The 21,675-nt window shown below is 40.4% G+C and carries 19 protein-coding genes; 15 read left to right on the forward strand and 4 right to left on the reverse strand.

What is annotated here, in order from left to right; genetic code table 11:
• Positions 1 to 203: 203 nt before the first annotated feature.
• The 14 genes from J5M87_RS03910 (at position 204) to J5M87_RS03975 (ending at position 13,891) form a co-directional block, all read left to right on the forward strand.
• The gene (locus J5M87_RS03910; RefSeq protein ID WP_154608950.1) at positions 204 to 2,189 is read left to right on the forward strand and encodes a BglG family transcription antiterminator; all 1,986 of its coding nucleotides are present in this window, start codon (positions 204 to 206) and stop codon (positions 2,187 to 2,189) included.
• A gap of 9 nt (positions 2,190 to 2,198) precedes the next feature.
• Entirely contained in the window at positions 2,199 to 2,816 is a 618-nt protein-coding gene (locus tag J5M87_RS03915) for a bifunctional 4-hydroxy-2-oxoglutarate aldolase/2-dehydro-3-deoxy-phosphogluconate aldolase (protein ID WP_154608949.1), read from the forward strand.
• Between the two features lie 3 nt (positions 2,817 to 2,819).
• Positions 2,820 to 3,290 carry a PTS sugar transporter subunit IIA gene (locus J5M87_RS03920; RefSeq protein ID WP_154608948.1) on the forward strand — a complete coding sequence of 157 codons (471 nt, stop codon included), beginning with the start codon at positions 2,820 to 2,822 and terminating at the stop codon, positions 3,288 to 3,290.
• Position 3,291: 1 nt separating this feature from the next.
• A complete protein-coding gene (locus J5M87_RS03925) occupies positions 3,292 to 3,570 on the forward strand; it encodes a PTS sugar transporter subunit IIB (RefSeq protein WP_154608947.1) in 279 nt (92 codons plus the stop codon).
• Positions 3,571 to 3,599: 29 nt separating this feature from the next.
• A complete protein-coding gene (locus J5M87_RS03930; protein ID WP_154608946.1) occupies positions 3,600 to 4,982 on the forward strand; it encodes a PTS galactitol transporter subunit IIC in 1,383 nt (460 codons plus the stop codon).
• An 11-nt stretch (positions 4,983 to 4,993) separates the two neighbouring features.
• A complete protein-coding gene (gene dgoD, locus J5M87_RS03935) occupies positions 4,994 to 6,139 on the forward strand; it encodes a galactonate dehydratase (RefSeq protein ID WP_154608945.1) in 1,146 nt (381 codons plus the stop codon).
• Between the two features lie 473 nt (positions 6,140 to 6,612).
• The gene (locus J5M87_RS03940) at positions 6,613 to 7,497 is read left to right on the forward strand and encodes a DUF4300 family protein (RefSeq protein WP_154608944.1); all 885 of its coding nucleotides are present in this window, start codon (positions 6,613 to 6,615) and stop codon (positions 7,495 to 7,497) included.
• Positions 7,498 to 7,731: 234 nt separating this feature from the next.
• Positions 7,732 to 8,445, forward strand: a complete 714-nt coding sequence (locus tag J5M87_RS03945; protein ID WP_154608943.1) for a YjjG family noncanonical pyrimidine nucleotidase — start codon at positions 7,732 to 7,734, stop codon at positions 8,443 to 8,445.
• Positions 8,439 to 8,834, forward strand: coding sequence for a PaaI family thioesterase (locus tag J5M87_RS03950; RefSeq protein ID WP_154608942.1), 396 nt, complete (start codon positions 8,439 to 8,441; stop codon positions 8,832 to 8,834). The genes J5M87_RS03945 and J5M87_RS03950 overlap by 7 nt, the downstream gene beginning before the upstream one ends.
• A gap of 26 nt (positions 8,835 to 8,860) precedes the next feature.
• Positions 8,861 to 9,607 carry an LD-carboxypeptidase LdcB/DacB gene (gene ldcB / locus J5M87_RS03955; RefSeq protein ID WP_154608941.1) on the forward strand — a complete coding sequence of 249 codons (747 nt, stop codon included), beginning with the start codon at positions 8,861 to 8,863 and terminating at the stop codon, positions 9,605 to 9,607.
• Between the two features lie 100 nt (positions 9,608 to 9,707).
• Positions 9,708 to 11,492, forward strand: a complete 1,785-nt coding sequence (gene uvrC / locus J5M87_RS03960) for an excinuclease ABC subunit UvrC (RefSeq protein ID WP_154608940.1) — start codon at positions 9,708 to 9,710, stop codon at positions 11,490 to 11,492.
• A 69-nt stretch (positions 11,493 to 11,561) separates the two neighbouring features.
• On the forward strand, positions 11,562 to 11,687 hold the full coding sequence (locus tag J5M87_RS03965; protein WP_082815644.1) for a DUF4044 domain-containing protein: 126 nt from the start codon (positions 11,562 to 11,564) through the stop codon (positions 11,685 to 11,687).
• 74 nt (positions 11,688 to 11,761) lie between these two features.
• Entirely contained in the window at positions 11,762 to 13,075 is a 1,314-nt protein-coding gene (obgE, locus tag J5M87_RS03970) for a GTPase ObgE (RefSeq protein ID WP_154608939.1), read from the forward strand.
• 654 nt (positions 13,076 to 13,729) lie between these two features.
• Positions 13,730 to 13,891: a hypothetical protein gene (locus tag J5M87_RS03975; RefSeq protein WP_154608938.1), complete on the forward strand. Its 162-nt coding sequence runs from the start codon at positions 13,730 to 13,732 to the stop codon at positions 13,889 to 13,891.
• 33 nt (positions 13,892 to 13,924) lie between these two features.
• On the opposite strand, the gene J5M87_RS03980 is transcribed toward J5M87_RS03975, so the two are convergent.
• Positions 13,925 to 15,460, reverse strand: a complete 1,536-nt coding sequence (locus tag J5M87_RS03980) for an ATP-binding cassette domain-containing protein (protein ID WP_154608937.1) — start codon at positions 15,458 to 15,460, stop codon at positions 13,925 to 13,927.
• A 304-nt stretch (positions 15,461 to 15,764) separates the two neighbouring features.
• Positions 15,765 to 16,211, reverse strand: a complete 447-nt coding sequence (locus J5M87_RS03985) for a hypothetical protein (RefSeq protein ID WP_154608936.1) — start codon at positions 16,209 to 16,211, stop codon at positions 15,765 to 15,767.
• Between the two features lie 169 nt (positions 16,212 to 16,380).
• Here J5M87_RS03985 and lepA point away from each other — a divergent pair, with 169 nt between their 5' ends.
• Complete coding sequence (gene lepA / locus J5M87_RS03990) at positions 16,381 to 18,204, forward strand: translation elongation factor 4 (RefSeq protein ID WP_154608935.1); 1,824 nt, start codon at positions 16,381 to 16,383, stop codon at positions 18,202 to 18,204.
• A 380-nt stretch (positions 18,205 to 18,584) separates the two neighbouring features.
• On the opposite strand, the gene J5M87_RS03995 is transcribed toward lepA, so the two are convergent.
• Together J5M87_RS03995 and J5M87_RS04000 are read right to left on the reverse strand one after the other, a co-directional pair.
• Positions 18,585 to 19,325 (reverse strand): amino acid ABC transporter ATP-binding protein, encoded by a 741-nt coding sequence (locus J5M87_RS03995; RefSeq protein WP_154608934.1) that lies wholly within the window; start codon positions 19,323 to 19,325, stop codon positions 18,585 to 18,587.
• The gene (locus J5M87_RS04000; RefSeq protein WP_154608933.1) at positions 19,325 to 21,523 is read right to left on the reverse strand and encodes an ABC transporter substrate-binding protein/permease; all 2,199 of its coding nucleotides are present in this window, start codon (positions 21,521 to 21,523) and stop codon (positions 19,325 to 19,327) included. The genes J5M87_RS03995 and J5M87_RS04000 overlap by 1 nt, the downstream gene beginning before the upstream one ends.
• Between the last annotated feature and the right edge of the window lie 152 nt (positions 21,524 to 21,675).

Below are 21,675 nucleotides of genomic sequence, written 5' to 3' on the forward strand. Positions count from 1 at the left end.
AGGTAATTTGTTTTATACAAATTTTCAGTATATAGAAAGAGAGATGAGTGGTTTTCTCTCTTTTTCTCTTTACATAGTCAAAATAAATAGGATTGATAGGAAACTTCATCACAATCTTCTACATTTTGAAAATAAGCATTTGTGATGAATAGAAAAATAAAGCGCTTTATTTTTGTTAGAATAAAGTCAGGAAGGAGGAGGTTATGTATAACGTATTAGAATCAAGACTGATAAATTCTTTATTAGATCAAGATAGCTCAGCTACGTTACTTGCTAAAGAATTGAATCTAAGCATGAAAGATTTCACAACAGCTGTCGAGCAGATTAATCTAAAATATCACCTTCCTCTTATCTATCGCCAACAAGATAAGGTTGCCATTAATCAGGAGATTTTAGAAAAACATTCACGTATCATCAAAATACTGAGTCAGTTAGACAATAGAATCTTTGACAGAAGCATTCGTAAGAAAATTATTCTCCTCATACTACTGATGAAAAAGGAATACCTACCTGTTGAAGTGTTTATCGCTGCCAATCAGGTTAGTAAAAATACAGTTATAGCGGATATTCGTGAATTAAAAGAAGAATGTTCAGCAAAGAGTATTAACATTTCGTATAATCGTAGAACTGGTTACTTTATATCAGGAGATGAATTGCATTTACGGAGTTTATTGGTTTCGTCACTAATGGATGTTCTTGAATTAAATAACAGTGTACTCATATTATATCGAACTGGATTATTTGATTTTACGTCTGTTCAGTTTTTACGGACAAAATTAGAGATTTTGGAAGGAAAAATGAACATTTCTTTTGCAGATGATTTAATTCGCAAACTACCATATACTCTTTTTTCTATTATTAAACGTATTAAACAATTTCAAGTTGATTTAAAGGAGTTTCATGATTTAAAGGGAACAAAAGAGTTTATTACAGTCAAAGATTTGTTTTGGGAATTCGACTTTTTGAAAGAACGTGATTTACTCTATTTAACGTTTTTAGTCATGTCTTCGAATGTGATTGTGGCTACTCAATATGATTCGGAATTAGAATGTTTATTAAATAGATGTACAGATCAATTTATTCAAGCTATTGAAAAAAATCTAGTGATTCAATTTAGAGATGATACAAAGATAAAAGAAGATTTAATAGCCCATTTAAGACCTGCTATATTTCGAGTGAAATTGGGTCTCCACGTCATCAATGCTATAGCAGATGTATTCATAGAGGAATATTGGTACTTCTATGAAGCAGTAGTGAATCATATTCATTTTTTAAGTCCGATTTTTGATCAACTCCCCTTATCTAAAGATGAGATTGTTCTCATCGCGATGATTGTAATGGGCAATGTGACACCAACTTCTAATGCCAAAACTCCTTTTACAGGTGCTGTTATTTGTAAGAATGGACGGGCTATTTCTCATCTGCTTGCGGATGTAATGAGTGATTGGTTTCCGAATATTCATATGAGTCACATAATGTCCAAGAGACAATTTGAATATGTGAAGCCAGAAGTAGATTTTATATTTACAACTATACCAATTCAATCTGCTATTCCGACCTTTATGATCCAGCCCTTTTTATCAGAAGATGAGAAAAAACAATTGATTCAGGATGTATTAGATACTATCCAAAAGGATCCAAATCTAAAAGCTAAGGAAGTTATTTTTTCAATCACCTCTTTGATACCTGAGGAGAGTAAAAATGATATTTTAGAAGCTTTAGAAGGTTTTTTTGGACAGTTAGCAGTACCTAAACAGGAAAAAAATTCGATTTTACACTCAGTTTCGCAAATTTCCATTCGAGAGGAAATGGAGTGGCAACAAGTTATTTATAGCAGTTACGAGGAAGTGTACAGTCGAGGTAGTATAACAGAAAATTATATTATGAAGTGCCAACAATCTTTCTACGAATCGTATACAACACAAATTATTTCTAATGAGGTCTTGCTTCCTCATTCCCTACCAGAAAATGGTGTTTTGGAGCCGGATGTGCAGATTATTTTGTTGAGAAAACCTCTGATTGCACCTAATCAGCAATCCTATCGAATGATTATTGCACTAGCACCGGGTTATGAAAATGAGCATGTACCATGGTTGGTAGAATTGAATAAAAAATTAAGAGTAGATACGAAGCGAGAGCAAATTTTTAATGCTCGGACTTCAGAAGAACTGTTTGAAAAAATAAAATGAGGTAAGAAGATGATATCTGAATTTCCAAAATTAACTGTTATTTTACGAGGCTATGAGTTTGAGGATTTAGACACCATTATGGATGCTATTCAGCATGAAGATTGTGCGGTGGAAGTCACATTAAATTCCCCAGATGTTTTTAACTCATTAGAGAAATTAGTCGCGAAGTATGGCGATAAAATGATGATAGGAGCAGGAACTGTACTAAATCTGGACGATGCTCGTAAAGTCATTGATTGTGGTGTAAAGTTTCTATTGTCTCCGGTGATGTTAGAGACAGAGGTACTACAATTATGTCAGGAGAATAATGTTATCTCAGTGCCAGCTGCTATGACTCCGACAGAGGTACAAGCATTGTTCACTAAGGGGGCAGATATTGTGAAGGTTTTTCCTGCTAATGTTGTAGGGGAACCGTTTTTCAAGGGGCTTCGTGGACCGCTAGGAGATCTTCCATTGATGGCAGTTGGTGGTGTTTCTATTCAGAATGTGAGCTCTTTTATAGAGGCAGGGGCTAGCTATATTGGTGTTGGATCTGCTTTATTTGCTCAAGAGGCAGTTAAAAATAAAGATAAGGTGACATTAGTTAAAAATGTTAGAGATTTTTTGAAAAGAATGGAGGTGAAATGATAGATGGATTTAGAGGTAATAGTTGACAAATCACTTTTTTTCTCAGATCTTAAGTGTAAAACAAAAGAAGAAGTAATTTCATTTTTAGCAGAGGAGTTAACTAAAAAAGGATTTGTAAAAGAATCATATAAAACCGCTCTACTAGAACGAGAAGGGGTCTATCCAACAGGCTTGCCTTCCAATGGTTTTAATATAGCGATTCCCCATGCGGATTACACTTTAGTGAATCAAACGACAATTGCGATAGGTATCTTAGAAAATCCGGTAACATTTTATTCTATGGAAAATATTGAAAAGCCGTTAGATATCAGTATCGTTATCATGCTTGCAATCGATATGCCACACGGTCAAATTGAAATGTTACAACGCATTGTTCAGATTATTCAAGATGATAGTTTGCGTCAGGCATTGGTAGAAAATTATAATGAAGAATCAGTAAATAAATTATTACAATACTTAAACGGAGGAAAGTAAAATGAAACATATTCTAGTAGCTTGTGGTAATGGCATTGCCACATCAACGGTTGTAGCAACTAAAATCAAAGATTATGCCCTTAAAAATGGAATCCAGGTCGATACTACTCAATGTAAATTGATGGAGGTTACTGGAAAAGCAAGTCACTTTGATTTATTGGTAACAACTGGACAATTTACAGGAGGGGAAGTAGCGATTCCCTCTGTTGGAGCTATTTCTTTACTGACAGGTATTGGGGAAGAAGCCACACTCGAAGAAATTATGAACTATATTCGGTAATCTGCTATGTCTAAGTGAGGAGAAGAAATATGCAATTTTTTAATTTTTTATTGAATGCTGGACCGACAGTTATGTTGCCAGTTATTATTACTATTATTGGTTTAATCTTCGGTCTAAAGCCTGCAAAAGCGTTTAAATCGGGACTAACATTGGCGATTGGTTTTGTAGGGATAAAGTTAGTTATTAACTTTATGTCCACTAACTTAGGACCAGCTGCAAAAGAAATGGTACAACATCTTGGTGTAAAATTGGATGCACTTGATGTTGGCTGGGGTTCCATTGCAGCCGTGACTTGGTCATCACCTATTATAGCTATTTTAATTTTTGCTATCTTTGCAGTAAATATGCTGATGCTTATTTTAAAGGCTACGAAGACATTAGATGTTGATATTTGGAATTATCATCATATGGCGATTGTTGGTGTTATGGTTTATTTTGTAACCAATAATATTTTTCTAGGTGTTGCTGCCTCTGTTACGATGGCCATTACAACCTTTAAGATTGCGGATTGGTCAGCACCTCTTGTTGAGCGATTCTTTGGCATTCCAGGGGTTACTTTACCGACAGTGTCTGCGTTATCTTCTCTCGTGATTGCCTGGCCACTTAACTGGCTGTTAGACCGTATTCCTGGTATGAATAAAATTAGGTTTTCAGTTAGGGAAGCACAGAAGTATCTTGGTTTCTTTGGAGACCAAATGATTCTTGGTTTACTAATGGGCTTTGTAATTGGTCTTCTTGCTCGTTATGATATTACTAAAAGTTTTGAACTTGGTGTCAATATGGCAGCAGTTCTCATTTTAATTCCGAAAATGACCTCGTTATTCATGGAAGGATTGATGCCGATTTCAGAAGCAGCTAAAAATTTCACACAAAAATATTTCAAAGGCAGAGAATTATTTATCGGTTTGGATGCAGCTGTTGTTGTAGGAAATCCAGATGTGATTACGACGGCATTGATTTTAATTCCTCTTACAATCTTTATGTCAGTCATACTGCCCGGAAATCGTGTTTTACCGTTTGCTGACTTAGCGGTCATTCCTTTCCGTGTTGCTATGGTTGTTGCATTGACTCGTGGAAATCTCTTTAAAAATCTGATTATTGGATTGATTACAACTGCCTCCTTATTGTATTTCGGAACGATTACAGCTCCTGTATTGACAGAGGTAGCTCAGACAGTTGGCATTGATTTGGCGATTGCTGGTGGAGCGATAATGATTTCTTCCTTTGCTTCAACAAGTATGGTTCAAAGCTTCTTAGTCTTTATGGCTTTTACTGGAAATCTTATGGTTACCATGCCGATTATGATTTTAGTCATTGCAGCTAGCTGGTATTATTTTGATGTTGTTCAGCCTAAGCTTCGAAAAGTTACTACTGAAAATGCAGGCACAACAGACAGTACAAATAAAATGTAAAGGATATAACCATGAAAATAACAGACATAGAGATATACAAGGTAAAGCCAAGGTGGATTTTTGTACGTATTTTGACAGATGAAGGACTTGATGGCTGGGGTGAAATGATTTCAGGCACCAAGACAGAAACGGTCGTTGCGGGTGCTTATGAGATGGGCAAGCGTATTATCGGACGTAATCCGTTAGAAATCGAACGATTGTGGCAGGAACTTCATCGTTCATTCTTCCGAGGGGGGCCTATCAACGGTACGATTGTTTCAGGGATTGAAATGGCTTTATGGGATATTAAAGGAAAATACTTTAATGCCCCTGTTTATGAGTTGCTAGGTGGAGCAGCCAGAGATACTCTTCGTGTTTATTCTTGGATTGGGGGAGATCGCCCAGACGATGTGGTTGCTGAAGCTAAAGATAGAGTTAGTCGTGGTTTTAATGCAATCAAAATGAATGCAACAGAAGAATTACATTATATTGATAATTTTAAAAAAATCGATCAGGTTTCACAGAGAGTAGCAGCTTTGAGAGATGCTTTTGGCTATGATTTGGATATCGCAGTAGATTTCCATGGACGTGTACATAAACCAATGGCTAAGGTCCTTGCAAAAGAATTAGAACAATACAAATTAATGTTTATGGAAGAAGTCGTGCTTCCTGAGAATGAAGAAGCATTCGAGCAGATTGCTCAAGTTACTTCTACTCCTTTAGCAACAGGAGAACGCTTGGTTACGCGTTGGGACTTTAAGAATATATTCAATAAGGGTGTTATTGATATTATTCAACCTGATGTAGCTTTGGTAGGGGGAATCTTAGAAACACGTAAGATTGCTGCAATGGCTGAAATGTACGATATGGCGGTTGCACCACATGCACCATATGGTCCAATCGCACTAGCGGCTACATTCCAGGTTGACGCCTGCACTCCAAATGTCTTTATTCAAGAACAAAGTCTAGGAATTCATTATAATAAGGGATTTGATTTATTGGATTTTGTCAGCAATAAAGAAATTTTCCAATACAAAGATGGTTTTATTGATATTCCAAGAGGTCCAGGTCTAGGTCTTGAAATGAATCTTGATCTTATCAAAGATATTGATAAGGAAGGACTGATTTGGACAAATCCAAAATGGAAACACTATGATGGTACAATTGCCGAGTGGTAACATACGAATGATAGCTAGTCATTCGATGCATAGACATAGAATCTTATAATCGATAAGAGATACGCTTATTTTAAACGATGAGCGTATTTTTTCAAAAATAGACTATCTAGTCTGGGAATACGGTTTGCTAGGTTGTTCCCATCATTATTTTATCTCATATGCCAATTACAGGGAGAATGGAGATGTGCTCCAATAAGTACTCTTGAAATCGCTTGGTTTCAAGAGCTTTTTGAATCGTGATAGAGTTAGGATTGTAATTTATTTGAGTAGAAAATCCGGTTAAATTTTGATAAAATAGGCTAATATAGTGAATTGAATAAAGGTTAGGACATCGTTAAGTCGTCAGTTCTATCTGCAGCTCCTTGCCTTGTCCTATTCCTTTCTCAATCCACTATAGTCTTCATGAAAACAGTCTTAAGGCTGAAACTGTGATGAGAGACTCGAGGAAGAAATACATTGAAGGGAAGAGATAGATGAAAACCGTTTTTAGAGGAATGAAGGTAGGTCTTTGTGCAGTGGTACTCTTAGGATTAGGGGCTTGTTCACAGGGACCAAAAACAGCAGAATCGCAAGTAGCTAATGAAACGACAGTAGCCAGTTCGCAGCAAGAAATGCCACAATGGACAGCGACCTATACAAACTTAGCTAGTCGGACTAGTGTCGAAGATGTGCAGACCTTGTTATTGACTTATTTGGATAAGGACAGTGTGGATGCTTTCTTTAAGCTTGTGAATGAGTATAACGAAATTGTCGCTTCTGCCGGTTTACAAGGTGATTTTGCTCCTTTTAGCAAAACAGAGTATGACGTTGAAAAAATCAGCAACCTATGGACCGAAAAGCACAGTGATTTTGTAGGCACAAATTGCCGTATCAATAGCTATGTTCTGTTGAAAAACCAGATTGACATTCCTCAGAGTGAAAAAGATGATGCTCTACTGTTTATAGACAATGATGCGATTGAAAACGGAAGGCTATTTGATACAGAAGATAAAGAAGCCTTTAATCGATTGTTCTCAAGAGTGAAGACAGAATCAACGACGGATGTAAAGGTTCATGCGAAAAAAATGGAGAACTTCCTTTCACAATTCAAGTTTGACGAAAATGCAAGAATGCTTTCTGTCGTTTTGCATGATAACTTGGATGGAGAAGCACTCTTTATTGGCCATGTCGGTGTATTGGTCCCAACGAATGATGGATTCGTATTCGTAGAGAAGCTATCGTTTGAAGAGCCCTATCAAGCGATTAAATTCGAGACAAAGGAAGATTGCTACCAGTATCTGTTAACGAAATACGCAGACTATACTGGAGAAGGATTGGCAAAACCATTTATCATGGACAATAATAAATGGGCACAGTAATCAACGAATAAAGAAGAAAACAGGAGCTCCTTTCAATAAGCGCCTGTTTTTTTATACCTTCCTGTCTTGTTAGAAGATAGTGAACTACTGTATATAGGGAAATGATGAATCTGATACTAGCGTTTTCCAACAGCTTTGGTTCTCTAATGTGATATAATGATAGGTGAATCAATTCGTTCTATTGTGCACACCCTTTGAACCTCTTGCACACCCCTAGAAAGGAAAAACTTAAAATTGTATTACAAATTTCTATTATTTGACCTTGACCATACCTTGTTGGATTTTGCAGCAGGGGAGGAAGTAGCCTTAACCCAGTTTTTGGAAGCTATGGAAGTAAAAGATATGGCGAGCTTTAAAGCCTATTATAAACCGATGAATCAGGCTATGTGGAAGGATTTGGAGCAGGGAAAAATCAGCAAGCTTGATTTAATCAACACACGTTTTTCCCGCGCTTTTTCCCATTTTGGTCGTGAGGTAGATGGCCGAGAAATGGCGCTTCTGTACCAGAAATTCATTAGCCAACAGGGGCAAACATTTGATGGGGTTGTAGAGTTATTGCAGGAGCTGACAGCTCTAGGATATGAGCTTTACGGAGCAACAAATGGTGTGACCTATATTCAGGAAAATCGGATGGCTCATTCACCAATCCAACCTTTTTTCAAGGAAATCTTTATTTCTGAGCAAATGGGGACCAAAAAGCCTGAGGCTCTCTTTTATGACAAAATAGCAGAGCAGATTACAGGTTTTACCAAAGAAACAGCCTTGATGATTGGAGACAGTTTGACAGCAGATGTTCAAGGTGGCAATAATGCAGGAATTGACACTGTTTGGTACAATCCACAGGGGCTAGAAAATCACACTAGTGCCAAGCCAACCTATGAAGTCAGCAATTATCAAGAATTGCTAACCTTATTGAAAGTCAATCAGTTAGGAGGAGAAAAATGCTAGCGAAATCCTTGCATGAAATTCGTGTCTTTGAAAATTTTGAAATGGTCTCATCTGAAAAGGGTCATGTCGTGGTTACAACAGAAGTAGTCGAAAAGTCCTTAAATTATTATGGCTTTGCCCACGGAGGCTATCTCTTTACGCTTTGTGATCAAATTAGCGGTTTGGTAGCTATTTCGACGGGTGTTGACGCCGTAACGCTCCAATCGAGTATCAATTACCTCAAGTCAGGTAAGCTAGGAGATACCCTTTTGATTGATGGTCGATGTGTCCATGACGGCAGAACCACCAAGGTGGTCGATGTGACCGTGACCAATCAAAAGCAGGAAGAAATCGTTAAAGCAACCTTCACCATGTTTGTCACAGGTGAGCATAAAAATCGATTGCAGTAGTCTTGGAAGAAGTATAGAAACTAGGTATGTGCATGAAAATGAAATCCATTTTATTCAGTTTATCTTTAGTAGCACTCGTGGCCTGTGCTAAGCCAAAGATTGAACAGCAAGGAGCATCAACTACTGAATCCTCCCTTGCCCCAACTCAATCACAGGTCGCAGAAGAAAGTAAGTCTTCAACGACAGAGGCAACTCAAGAAACAAAGGATTCAGCTGCCAAAGTAACCTTCAACGGTTCTTATTATAGCGTTCAGGGCAAATATGGCGAGGTTATCATTGTCAATAAAAAACATCCGCTCTCAAGCGACTATGCACCGGGAGAAAATCCTGAAGCCGTATCTGCCTTTCGTGAGATTGTAGCCAAGATGCACTCACTGGGTTATGATGTTTCAACGACCAACTACAGCGGTTTTCGCTCCTACGAAACGCAGGCGCACCTCTACCAATCCTATGTGGCAAATGACGGTAAAGAAAATGCAGATCGTTATTCCGCACGAGCTGGTTACAGTGAGCACCAGACAGGCTTGGCCTACGATATTTTGGATAGTAGTGGAGCCCTTCTAACAGAACCTAGTGCGACCAAATGGCTGGCAGAACATGCTCATGAGTACGGCTTTATTGTCCGCTATTTACCTGAGAAAGAGCATAGTACAGGTTACATGGCAGAATCTTGGCATATCCGCTATATTGGACAAGAAGCGACAGATATTTATCAATCTGGCCAAACCCTTGAAGAATACCTTGGAGTCGCAGGTGGAGATTATGAGGATTAGAAGGTGTAAAGTTTATATAGGGATGTTTATTAAAAAATAGCAGAGATGATAGTCAACAAAAAAGTAGGCTAGTCCTGCTTTTTTTGTTACAATAAGAGTGATGAACGATTTGATAAAAGACAAACTAGAATTACTTCCAGATAGCCCAGGTTGCTATCTGCATAAAAATCAATACGGTAAGATTATCTACGTTGGTAAGGCGAAAAATCTGCGCAATCGTGTTCGGTCTTATTTTCGTGGAAGTCATGATACCAAGACAACGGCTTTGGTGTCTGAAATTGCGGATTTCGAGTTTATTGTGACCGAATCCAATATCGAAGCCCTGCTCTTAGAAATCAATCTGATTCAGGAAAATAAACCGCGCTACAATATCATGCTCAAAGATGATAAGTCCTATCCCTTTATCAAGATTAGTAATGAGCGACATCCGCGCCTGATGATTACCCGCCAGGTTCGTAAGGACGGTGGGCAGTATTTTGGTCCTTATCCAGATGTAGGTGCTGCCAACCAAACCCTCAAGCTACTTGAGCGCCTTTATCCCTTTCGTAAATGCAAGTTGCCAGAAAACAAATACTGCCTGTATTACCATTTGGGTCAATGTTTAGCACATGGTGAGCACATGCCTAGTCGAGAGGATTATGCCCAAATGGCAACTGAAGTCAGCCAATTTTTGACAGGCCATGATGACAAGATAGTTCACCAGCTTCAGGAAAAAATGCAGGTTGCAGCAGACAATTGGGAATTTGAAAAAGCTGCCGAATACCGTGATATTCTCCAGTCTATTTCAACCTTACGCACCAAGCAGCGGGTCATGGCCAAGGACTTGCAGGATCGAGACGTGTTTGGTTACTATGTCGAAAAAGGTTGGATGTGTGTACAGGTCTTTTTTGTCCGTCAAGGAAAACTGATTGAGCGCAATGTTAACCTCTTTCCGTATTACAATGAGGCTGAAGAGGATTTCTTGACCTATCTGGGGCAATTCTATCGCAACCAACAGCATTTAATTCCCAAAGAAGTACTGATTCCACAGGATATTGATGAAGAAGCAGTTAAAAGTCTTGTTGCTGCTAAGATTGTCAAACCTCAGCGTGGAGAGAAGAAACAGCTTCTCCAACTTGCGACCAAGAATGCGCGTGTCAGCTTGCAGCAGAAATTTAATCTCCTAGAAAAAAATCTGGAAAAAACGCAAGGCGCAATTGAGAACATTGGCCAGTTGCTTGGTATTCCTACGCCAGTTCGGATAGAAGCCTTTGATAACTCCAACATAATGGGAACCAGCCCAGTTTCTGCTATGGTTGTTTTTGAAAATGGCGTTCCCAATAAAAAAGAATACCGTAAGTATAAAATCAAAACGGTCGAAGGACCAGACGATTATGCTTCCATGCGAGAAGTGCTCTATCGCCGTTATAGTCGTGTCCAAAAAGAGGGCTTAACACCGCCAGATTTGATTATCATCGATGGTGGTCAAGGGCAAGTCAATGTAGCCAAGAAAGTCATTGAACAAGAACTCGGTCTGAGTATTCCGATTGCTGGGTTGCAAAAAAATGATAAACACCAGACACACGATATGCTTTTTGGGAGTCCTTTACAGGTTATTCCCCTTTCTCGAAATTCACAGGAATTTTTCCTCTTGCAACGGATTCAAGATGAGGTACACCGTTTTGCTATTACCTTCCATAGGCAGGTTCGTTCGAAGAATTCCTTTTCATCCAAACTGGATAACATTGAAGGACTTGGACCAAAGCGTAAACAAACTCTGTTAAAACACTTTAAATCCTTGACAAAAATTCAAGAAGCTAGTTTACAGGAGATTGCTGAAGCAGGTGTTCCTTATAAAGTGGCACAAGCGGTAAAAGAAAAGCTAAATGAGCAAGATCAGCGTTGAAATAATCAGCTTTTCATGATAAAATGAGTGGAAAGATGTATAGAATATTCATATGTAAAAGGAGACATCATGGCATTTGGAGAAGAAAAACACAAGAAAAATACATTTGAAAAAATCACCCTGATCATCGTAGTAGTGATGGTTTTGGCAACACTAGCTGGACTGATTTTACCAGCAATTAGTGCCATTAGGTAATCTGCGGGGCTAGGAGGACTCAATCCTTTAGCCCTTATTTTATGAAGTAGCAAGAGGAAGAAATAGGTAAGAAAATGAGTATGTTTTTAGATACAGCCAAAATCAAGGTTAAGGCTGGTAAGGGCGGAGATGGCATGGTAGCCTTTCGCCGTGAAAAATATGTCCCAAATGGTGGTCCGTGGGGCGGAGATGGCGGCCGTGGTGGTAACGTTGTTTTTGTGGTTGACGAAGGATTGCGAACCCTGATGGATTTCCGCTATAATCGCCAATTTAAGGCTGATTCTGGTGAAAAAGGCATGACCAAGGGGATGCATGGTCGTGGGGCAGAAGATTTGTTCGTTCGTGTTCCACAGGGGACAACTGTCCGAGATGCGGAAACGGGCAAGGTCATTACAGACTTGGTAGAGCATGGTCAAGAGTTTATCGTAGCGCATGGTGGTCGCGGTGGTCGTGGCAATATTCGCTTTGCGACACCGAAAAATCCTGCTCCTGAAATTTCTGAAAATGGCGAACCTGGTGAAGAACGCCAACTCGAATTAGAATTAAAAGTCTTAGCTGATGTAGGTTTGGTTGGTTTTCCTTCTGTTGGAAAATCTACTCTACTCAGCGTGATTACAGCCGCAAAACCTAAAATTGGTGCCTACCATTTTACAACCATTGTTCCAAATCTAGGCATGGTCCGTACCAAATCAGGTGAATCTTTTGCAGTAGCTGATTTACCAGGTTTGATTGAAGGAGCTAGCCAAGGTGTGGGACTGGGAACTCAGTTCCTCCGCCATATCGAACGCACACGAGTCATCCTGCACGTTCTTGATATGTCTGCCAGTGAGGGGCGAGATCCTTATGAGGATTATATCGCAATTAATAATGAGTTAGAAACATACAATCTCCGCCTTATGGAACGTCCACAGATTATCGTAGCCAATAAAATGGATATGCCAGATGCGGAAGAAAACTTGAAGGTATTCAGGCAAAAATTAGCAGCCAACTATGATGAGTTTGATGAACTGCCTCAAATTTTTCCGATTTCTGGTCTAGCACATCAAGGTCTAGAAAATCTGTTAGAAGCAACGGCTGAATTGCTTGATAAGACCCCAGAATTCCTCTTGTACGATGAGGCAGACTTTGAAGCAGAAGAAGCCTACTATGGCTTTAACCCAGACGAACCAGAATTTGACATTAGTCGTGCGGACGATGCAAGTTGGATTTTATCTGGTGAGAAACTGGAAAAACTCTTTACCATGACCAACTTTGATCGTGATGAGTCTGTCATGAAGTTTGCTCGTCAATTGCGTGGTATGGGAGTCGATGAAGCCCTCCGTGCTCGTGGTGCTAAGGATGGCGACATTGTCCGAATCGGCACATTTGAGTTTGAGTTTGTGGATTAACGTTGGAAGCACATCTAAGTCAATGACTTGATGTGCTACGGTAGCCACTAGGGTGGTCTACCTACCAACCTTACTAACTCCGTCCAACCAGTAATATTGACTGGTTGGACTACGTGTCGTAACGAATGGATGCTATCTAATGAGTGGACGGCAAATCCTATGGGACTTTGCCTAAGCCCCTTACTAGCTCCAAAGGTTTGGGGAACCTTTGGAGGTTGGAGATAAGACTAACGTAGTTAGTGGCATCACTAGATTAATATCGAATGCCGTTCCTCACGTCGTAACGCTTGCGGATCAATCGTATTTATCTGTACTCGTCCGTAATATCGACTGGTTGGACGGAGTTAGTAACGAATGGAGGCTATCTAATGAGTGGACGGCAGTCGCTATGGCGATCTGCTTAATCCTCTCATTAGCTCCAAAGGTTTAGGGAACCTTTGGAGGTTGGAGATAAGACTAACGTAGTTAGTGGCATTACTAGATTAATACCGAATGCCGTTCCTCACGTCGTAACGCTTGCTAATCAATCGTATTTATCTGTACTCGTCCGTAATACCGACTGGTTTGACTATGTGTCGTAACGAATGGGGGCTATCTCATGAGAGGTTGGCAAAATCAAGGTTATACAAACTAAGTAAATGGGAGGTTTTTATTATGGGTGACAAACCAATATCCTATAAGGATAAGGATGGAAATTTTGTTTCGGCAGCTGATGTTTGGAATGCAGAAAAACTAGAGGAACTCTTTAATAAACTCAATCCAAATCGCAAATTCCGCCTTGAGCGTGAAAAAATGAAGCAAGAAAAGCAAGGCTAGAAGCTGGGAAATTCCCAGCTTTTTGCATTCCAATTATAGGTCGTCCTTACGAATCTCTGTTAACCCATTTTGATTCAGCTGGTAAACCCTATCGCATACTTCTTTGAGAAAGGTTCGGTCATGGGATACAGCTAAAATTGCTCCTTTAAAATCCTGAAACAGTTGCCGTACTTGAGGCTGGGAAGTTGGTGAAAAATTTCGTGTTGGCTCATCGAGTAACAAGACTGGACTAGTCTCCAAGACCATTTTTAGTAGCAATAGCTTCGCCTGTTGACCACCAGATAGAGAGGAAATGGGGTGGCGAGCCTCTTCTCGGCTAAATTGGAGACTAGCTAGGTGAGTGAGGACTCGTTCCTCCTCTGTTTTATCAGGAGAATGTGTCAGAAAATCAAGTGGTGAAGCAGTTGGATTAAGCAGGTCTGGATAATTTTGGGGAATATAGCCAATCGAATAACTAGCCTGTTTTTTTAACATACGATAGATTTGTCTGAGGAGACTCGATTTTCCAGCACCATTTGCGCCGATAATTCCTATCTTTTCTTGAGCTAAAAAGCGGAAATCCACACTCGGAACTAAGATAGTCTGTCCTACTTGAAGAGAATAGTCAACTAGTTCGATAATGGGCTTGTGGGCGGGCAAGGTCTCTATCTCGCTGAAATACAGGCGAATGTGATCTTCCTGAGTCGGAATCTCTGTCATAGCAGCTGCTTCTTTTTCATAGCGTTTTTCTTGAGCAAGGACAGCCTTCATCTTTTTGGCAATCAGTCGCCCTGCGGTTGCATCATGGGTAGTGCGCACAGTATATTCGACACTTTGGTGAATGCGGTGGTGGCGAGCCAGTTTCTTTTGATGTTCCAAGCGCTCGTTTCTTGCTTGCTGAAGCTGTCGGTCAAATTGGTCTTTTCGCTCTTGAGCATAGGTAGCGTAGTCCAGTGACTGTACAGTTGTCCGCGCTACTAGGCGTTTTTTAATGCGTTCTAAATGGATGATTTTCGTAGCTGTCTGACGTAAAAAGGTTTCATCGTGGGAGACAAAAATCACTGTTTTGGGAGTTTGTTGGATAAAACGCTCTAACCATTTGAGGGTTGCCAAATCCAAATCATTAGAGGGTTCGTCGAGAAAGAGAATGTCTGTTTCCTTGGCCAATTCTTTGATGAACTGGATTTTTAATTTTTCCCCACCAGACAGGGTTGAAAGCAGTTGCGCGTCTGCGAAACGATCGCTGTCAAACTGCAATTCCTTGGCATAACGGTAAAGAGCTGCGTAGTCAAATGCAACGTCACTTGGACCAAAAAAATAGTCATTGAGAGATAGCCTTTCTAGTTCCTGCGGTAACTGTTGAGGGATATAGCTGTATTGACCAAAATCCCGCCGAATCTGTCCATTAAACTGAATGTATGAGTTGACGAATGTAGGATTCATCATCCACTTGAGAAGACTGGATTTGCCATTTCCCTCTTCACCGATTAATGCGATCTTGTCTCCCTTATTCACTACCAGAGACAGGTCAGAGACCAAGTCAGTCAAATCCTTTTCATGAGTCATGGTTAAGTGTGTAATCTGTAGCATAAAACCTCCATACAAAAAGAGCCCTACTTTCCAGTAGGACTGTTTCTATCAAGAATTTTCTATGGAACTTAACTAGCTATTATTTTTTGTTTTGATTAGAATAAAAACAGCCCAAAAGCCCACACAAAAAGGAGATACAAACAACTTGTAGCCTACTGGTAAAGTATTGTAGCACGCAAAAGGATGCAGTACAACTGCTCCTTTACGCTTTCTCAACTTTAACAAATAGACTTAGTTGTTCATTCTCCTATTACCTCCGAGTATTGTTGGTTTTATCCTATCATAGAAATAGAGGGCTGTCAACTTACTTTTTCAAATGCTTTATCCCAAAGAGGGAATCTTCTTGCGGGTCTGTCGCCTCTTTAATCATTCGGCGATAGCCCATTAGCGTATAAATCAAGGCGCTCGGATAGACCCAGAGGCTAGACGTCTGATAACTATGGATGTGGCTAAAATCTTCTGGAGAAATCGCCAGGTGAGTGAGTTTTTCAACTATCAGTGCATAGTAGCCGAAGATGAGGAGATAGATTGCAAGTAAACAGAAGAAAAGGTGCCAGATCGACCATCTCCAGCGAGGATAGAAGAAGTAACCCAGTAGCGCCACCAAAAATGTGATGACCAAGCCCCCTCTCAACCAGTAGAAAATTTCTTGGGTGATAGGAAAATAGTTGCGCCAGTAGAAAATATTGAAATAGGTCATCAACTGATAATTGAACAGAAGAAACTCTCCTGAAAGAAATCGTTTCCGCATGGTCAGACCCCCTTGTATTTTCTAGCTTTAGCATACTCTTTTTAGCAGGAAAAATCAAGTGATTTTCTAAGAAGAACAGTAGAATATTCTTTGAAAAGCAGTTTAACTGATATGGTCAAGTGAGCCAATTTTTGGTATAATGAAGAGAATATACCCTAAAGGATGAGATATGAACCTAGAAGATTTAAAGAAACGCCAAGAGAAGATTCGGAATTTCTCGATTATTGCCCATATTGACCATGGGAAGTCCACCTTGGCAGACCGGATTTTAGAAAAGACAGAGACCGTATCAAGCCGTGAAATGCAGGCTCAGTTGTTGGATAGCATGGACTTGGAGCGTGAGCGAGGCATTACCATTAAGCTCAATGCTATTGAGTTGAACTATACTGCAAAAGACGGAGAAACCTACATTTTTCACTTGATTGACACCCCAGGGCATGTCGATTTTACCTATGAAGTATCACGCTCCTTAGCTGCCTGTGAAGGTGCGATTTTGGTCGTTGATGCGGCGCAGGGAATCGAAGCCCAGACGCTTGCGAATGTCTATCTAGCCCTTGATAATGATTTGGAAATCCTACCGATTATCAATAAAATTGACTTGCCAGCGGCAGATCCAGAACGGGTTCGTCAAGAAATCGAAGATGTAATTGGTCTAGATGCGAGTGAGGCAGTGCCGACGTCAGCCAAGGCTGGAATCGGAATTGAAGAGATTTTAGAGCAAATTGTAGAAAAAGTCCCTGCTCCAGCAGGAGATGTGACAGCGCCTCTCAAAGCCTTGATTTTTGACTCAGTCTATGATGCCTATCGTGGGGTTATCCTGCAAGTGCGGGTCATGGACGGTGTGGTTAAGCCTGGGGACACCATTCAGATGATGAGCAATGGCAAGACCTTTGATGTGACAGAAGTAGGGATTTTCACCCCTAAAGCTGTCGGTCGCGATTACCTTGCAACAGGAGATGTTGGCTATATTGCGGCTTCTATCAAGACCGTTGCTGACACACGTGTCGGTGATACTGTCACCCTTGCAGCTAATCCAGCGGATGCCCCACTTGAAGGCTACAAACAGATGAATCCCATGGTCTTTGCAGGGATTTATCCGATTGATTCTAATAAGTACAATGACCTGCGTGAGGCGCTTGAAAAATTACAGCTCAACGATGCTAGCTTGCAATTTGAACCAGAAACCTCTCAGGCACTTGGATTTGGTTTCCGATGCGGATTTTTGGGCTTGCTCCACATGGATGTCATTCAAGAGCGGATTGAGCGAGAATTCAATATTGACTTGATTATGACAGCACCATCCGTAGTATACCATGTCAATATGACTGACGGTGAGACCATTGAAGTTTCCAATCCATCTGAATTTCCAGATCCAACCAAGATTGATAACATCGAAGAGCCATATGTCAAAGCTCAAATCATGGTACCGCAGGAATATGTCGGAGCTGTTATGGAATTGGCACAGCGCAAGCGTGGGGATTTTGTGACCATGGATTATATTGATGATAACCGTGTCAATGTCATTTACCAAATTCCGCTTGCTGAAATTGTCTTTGATTTCTTTGACAAATTAAAATCCTCAACGCGTGGTTATGCAAGTTTTGACTACGAAATTTCAGAATACCGTCCATCGAAATTGGTGAAAATGGATATTCTTCTGAATGGTGATAAGGTCGATGCCCTCAGCTTTATCGTCCACAAAGAATTTGCCTACGAACGTGGAAAATTGATTGTAGACAAACTCAAGAAAATCATTCCGCGTCAGCAATTTGAAGTCCCAATTCAAGCAGCTATCGGTCAAAAAATTGTTGCCCGTAGCGACATCAAAGCCCTCCGTAAAAATGTCTTGGCCAAATGTTATGGAGGAGATGTCTCTCGAAAACGCAAACTCCTTGAAAAACAAAAAGCCGGGAAAAAACGCATGAAAGCCATCGGAAGCGTCGAAGTCCCACAAGAAGCCTTCCTCAGCGTGTTGAGCATGGATGAAGAGTAGCACAGTCCGGGGGACTGTGCTATTCCCAAGCGTTAGCGTAGGGTTCCGAGCAGTGGGCTGTTTTTTACGAGCCAAGAAATGAGAAAGCGAGTTTAGGTTCAGTGGACCGTTTTTTCACGACCTGTAAAATCATCGGGCTAGTAAAAGTCCAAGGGGATTTGCCTTCAAAAGCATGCAAGTGGAGCAGGTCAGGTGTGTCATTTGATCCTGAACTTTTAATTGTAAAAATGAGGTATTCTAATATGACATTCTAGTCTTATGTTTACAAAGTAGAGAGTGCTAGGATTCAAGCCATAAAATAATTTGTATGCTGATGACCGTTTACAACTGACAACATAAAAAATCAGGAACCGTTTTGTTCCTGATTTTTCTATTTAAAACTAAACATTCAAGACCTTGTCAAGGAAATCCTTGAGTCGTGGGTGTTGTGGATTGTCAAAGATTTGTTCAGGTGTGCCGTCTTCGAGGAATTCCCCACCATCAGTAAAGATAACGCGGTTGGCAACCTTACGGGCAAATCCCATTTCATGGGTGACAATCAGCATGGTCATACCTTGCTCAGCTAGGTCTCTCATAACATTGAGTACGTCCCCAACCATTTCAGGATCAAGGGCCGAAGTCGGCTCATCAAAGAGCATAATATCAGGATTCATCGCAAGAGCACGAGCGATTGCGACACGTTGCTTTTGACCACCAGAAAGGCTATCAGGCATAGCGTCACGCTTGTCAGCAAGACCAACTTTTTCAAGTAATTCCATTCCGACTGTTTCAGCCTCTGCTTTGTCCATCAATTTATGCTGAATCGGTGCAAAGGTGATATTGTCTAAGACGGTCATATGTGGGAAGAGGTTAAAGTGCTGGAAGACCATTCCGACATTTGAGCGGAAGGTGTCCAAATCCGTTTTTGGATCTGTCAAATCAAAGCCATCCACTGTTACCTGTCCGCTTGTAATCGTCTCAAGCAGATTCATGGTCCGTAAGAAAGTTGATTTACCAGAACCAGAAGGGCCGATGATACAAACTACATCTCCCTCGTAAAATTTAGCGGTAATACCTTTTAAGACTTCATTTTCGCCATAAGACTTGTGTAAGTCATGGACATTGATTTTTAATTGAGCCATTAGTTGCCTCCTTTTTCAAGTTTACGTGCAAGACGAGTTAAGAGCGTAATGACAATCAAGTAGATAATAGCAAGGATTGCATACATACGGAAGGATTGATAGTTCCGAGCAATGATGATTTTACCAGCTTGGAACAATTCGACCAAACCAATCGCTGAGATAATTGTTGTATCTTTCAGAGTAATGACAAATTGGTTGATAAAGTTTGGCAACATCAATTTTGCAGCCTGTGGCAAGATAATCTTGCGCATGGTTGTACCATAAGAAATTCCCAAACTGCGTGAGGCTTCCATTTGTCCGACTGGAACAGCTTGAATACCTCCACGAACAATCTCAGCAATGTAAGCACCTGAATTGAGGGAAAGAGCAATCGTACCAGCCACAAAATCGTTAATTGGTGACTGTTGACCTGTCATGGACTCAATCAAGTTTGGAATGCCCCAGAAGATGAAAGCTGCGACAATCATCAAAGGAATCCCACGAACCACATCGACAAAGACAGAAGCAATCAAACGAAGAGTCTTAAATGGGCTAACCGCAAACATTCCAAAGATAATTCCGATAACAATAGCAATCGCGAAGGAAAGAAGTGCCAATCCAATCGTAATACCAAGGCCTGAGAACAATTGACCGTAGTTATTTTTCAACAAGCCCCAAATGGTTGATTCATCAACGGATGAATCGGTGGAGTCTGTCTTTTCGCTAGTATTGAAATATTTATTCATGATTTCATCGTATTTGCCAGATTGAACCAATTCAGCAAGTCCATTGTTGAACATCTGAATCAATTCAGGATTGCTCCCTTTTTTTACGGCAAAACCAAGGTTACCAGTTGCGATTCCCTCGACTGGCGTTTCAAAATCGCGTCCTTGTTGAATAGCATAAAGAAGCACAGCTTCGTCGTCCATTAGGGCATCGATAGAGCCAGAATTTAAGCTGTCGTACATAGTAGAAGCCTCATCAAAGGCTTTGACAGAATAGCCATATTTGCTAGCATTTTCTTCTAAGTAACTATAAGAAGAAGTACCATTTTTCGCACCGACTGTTTTGCCAGAAAGAGCTTCGTAACCAGAAATACCGCTCCCTTTTTTGACCGCAAGGCGAATGCTGGATGTGTAGTAAGCATCCGAGAAATCAAAGATTTTCTTACGAGCATCTGTAATGGTCATTCCTGCAATCACTCCGTCTGCTTGACCAGCTTGAACGGCATTGAGCGCAGCATCGAAACCAGGATTTTGAATGGTCACGGTGAATCCTTGCTGTTCGGCAATGGCCTTAATCAACTCAATGTCAATTCCAGTATATTTTCCATCTTTTCCTTGGTACTCAAATGGAGCAAAAGAAGAATCAGATACAATCGTATAAGATGCCTTGACAGGAGTAGCGACTGTTCCAATCGTTCCTGTTAGACTGAGAAGTGACCCATAGTCAGAAGGATTCGTAGCTGATGTACTTGTTCCTCCTAACCATTTCTTCATAATGTTATCATAAGTCCCATCTTTTTTCATTGCTGCGAGAGCTTTATTGAAATCGTCAACAAGTGATTCGTATTGGCTCCCTTTTTTGACTGAAAATCCAAATGAACCAATCGCTTCACCCTTCATGTTGATTGCTAGATCTTGCCCTTTTTGGATGGCGTATTGAATGACGGCTTCATCATCCATCACAGCATCAACTGCACCAGCAGATAAGCTATTATACATGGTATCACCTGCATCAAAGGTTTTAACAGTATAGCCATACTCGTTTTTGTGCCTGTCAAGGAAGTTTTGGGCAGCCGTACCGTTTTTAACACCGACTGTTTTTCCTTTTAATTGAGCATAGTCAGAAACAGGGGATTTTTTAGCCGTTGCAATGACAATTTTTGTATCAAAGTAAGGATCTGAGAACGTGAAAACTTTTTTACGAGCTTCCGTAATCGTTGTTCCTGCCATAAGGGCATCCGCTTGACCTGATTGAACAGCATTAACAGCTGCATCAAAGCCTGGGAAGCTCTTGTTGATTGTCCAGTTTGAACGTTTGGCTACCTCATCGATAATGTCCACATCAAGTCCCTTGTAGACCTGATCGGAATCCTTAAACTCAAATGGTGCATAGGTCGAATCGAACGCAATATCAATCGCATCGGCTGCCTTTGCTGGTGTGAAGAGAAAGAATAGTGGCAGAAAAGCTACCAATGTTAACCATTTTTTCTTCATTTCAATTCTCCTTTTCTAAAATGCTAGCTGTTATTCTCACAAAAAAATGGACTGAAAAATCTTTTTCAGACAGCTTGAAGAAAAAGTCTTTTTATTGCCACCATCCTCATGTGCTTTCGGACATCAGCGACTTCCTTCGGAATTCCATGATT

It is taken from the genome of Streptococcus sp. zg-86 (assembly GCF_017639855.1).
GTDB lineage: Bacteria > Bacillota > Bacilli > Lactobacillales > Streptococcaceae > Streptococcus > Streptococcus zhangguiae.

Bases quoted from the DNA above. Each gene is read 5' to 3' on its own strand.
- J5M87_RS03995 (WP_154608934.1), bottom strand. From the start codon at position 19,325: ATGGCTCAATTAAAAATCAATGTCCATGACTTACACAAGTCTTATGGC.
- lepA (WP_154608935.1), top strand. From the start codon at position 16,381: ATGAACCTAGAAGATTTAAAGAAACGCCAAGAGAAGATTCGGAATTTC.
- J5M87_RS03910 (WP_154608950.1), top strand. From the start codon at position 204: ATGTATAACGTATTAGAATCAAGACTGATAAATTCTTTATTAGATCAA.
- dgoD (WP_154608945.1), top strand. From the start codon at position 4,994: ATGAAAATAACAGACATAGAGATATACAAGGTAAAGCCAAGGTGGATT.
- J5M87_RS03940 (WP_154608944.1), top strand. From the start codon at position 6,613: ATGAAAACCGTTTTTAGAGGAATGAAGGTAGGTCTTTGTGCAGTGGTA.
- J5M87_RS03925 (WP_154608947.1), top strand. From the start codon at position 3,292: ATGAAACATATTCTAGTAGCTTGTGGTAATGGCATTGCCACATCAACG.
- J5M87_RS03915 (WP_154608949.1), top strand. From the start codon at position 2,199: ATGATATCTGAATTTCCAAAATTAACTGTTATTTTACGAGGCTATGAG.
- J5M87_RS03965 (WP_082815644.1), top strand. From the start codon at position 11,562: ATGGCATTTGGAGAAGAAAAACACAAGAAAAATACATTTGAAAAAATC.
- obgE (WP_154608939.1), top strand. From the start codon at position 11,762: ATGAGTATGTTTTTAGATACAGCCAAAATCAAGGTTAAGGCTGGTAAG.
- J5M87_RS03975 (WP_154608938.1), top strand. From the start codon at position 13,730: ATGGGTGACAAACCAATATCCTATAAGGATAAGGATGGAAATTTTGTT.
- J5M87_RS04000 (WP_154608933.1), bottom strand. From the start codon at position 21,523: ATGAAGAAAAAATGGTTAACATTGGTAGCTTTTCTGCCACTATTCTTT.
- J5M87_RS03950 (WP_154608942.1), top strand. From the start codon at position 8,439: ATGCTAGCGAAATCCTTGCATGAAATTCGTGTCTTTGAAAATTTTGAA.
- J5M87_RS03985 (WP_154608936.1), bottom strand. From the start codon at position 16,211: ATGCGGAAACGATTTCTTTCAGGAGAGTTTCTTCTGTTCAATTATCAG.
- J5M87_RS03920 (WP_154608948.1), top strand. From the start codon at position 2,820: ATGGATTTAGAGGTAATAGTTGACAAATCACTTTTTTTCTCAGATCTT.
- J5M87_RS03930 (WP_154608946.1), top strand. From the start codon at position 3,600: ATGCAATTTTTTAATTTTTTATTGAATGCTGGACCGACAGTTATGTTG.
- ldcB (WP_154608941.1), top strand. From the start codon at position 8,861: ATGTGCATGAAAATGAAATCCATTTTATTCAGTTTATCTTTAGTAGCA.
- J5M87_RS03980 (WP_154608937.1), bottom strand. From the start codon at position 15,460: ATGCTACAGATTACACACTTAACCATGACTCATGAAAAGGATTTGACT.
- uvrC (WP_154608940.1), top strand. From the start codon at position 9,708: ATGAACGATTTGATAAAAGACAAACTAGAATTACTTCCAGATAGCCCA.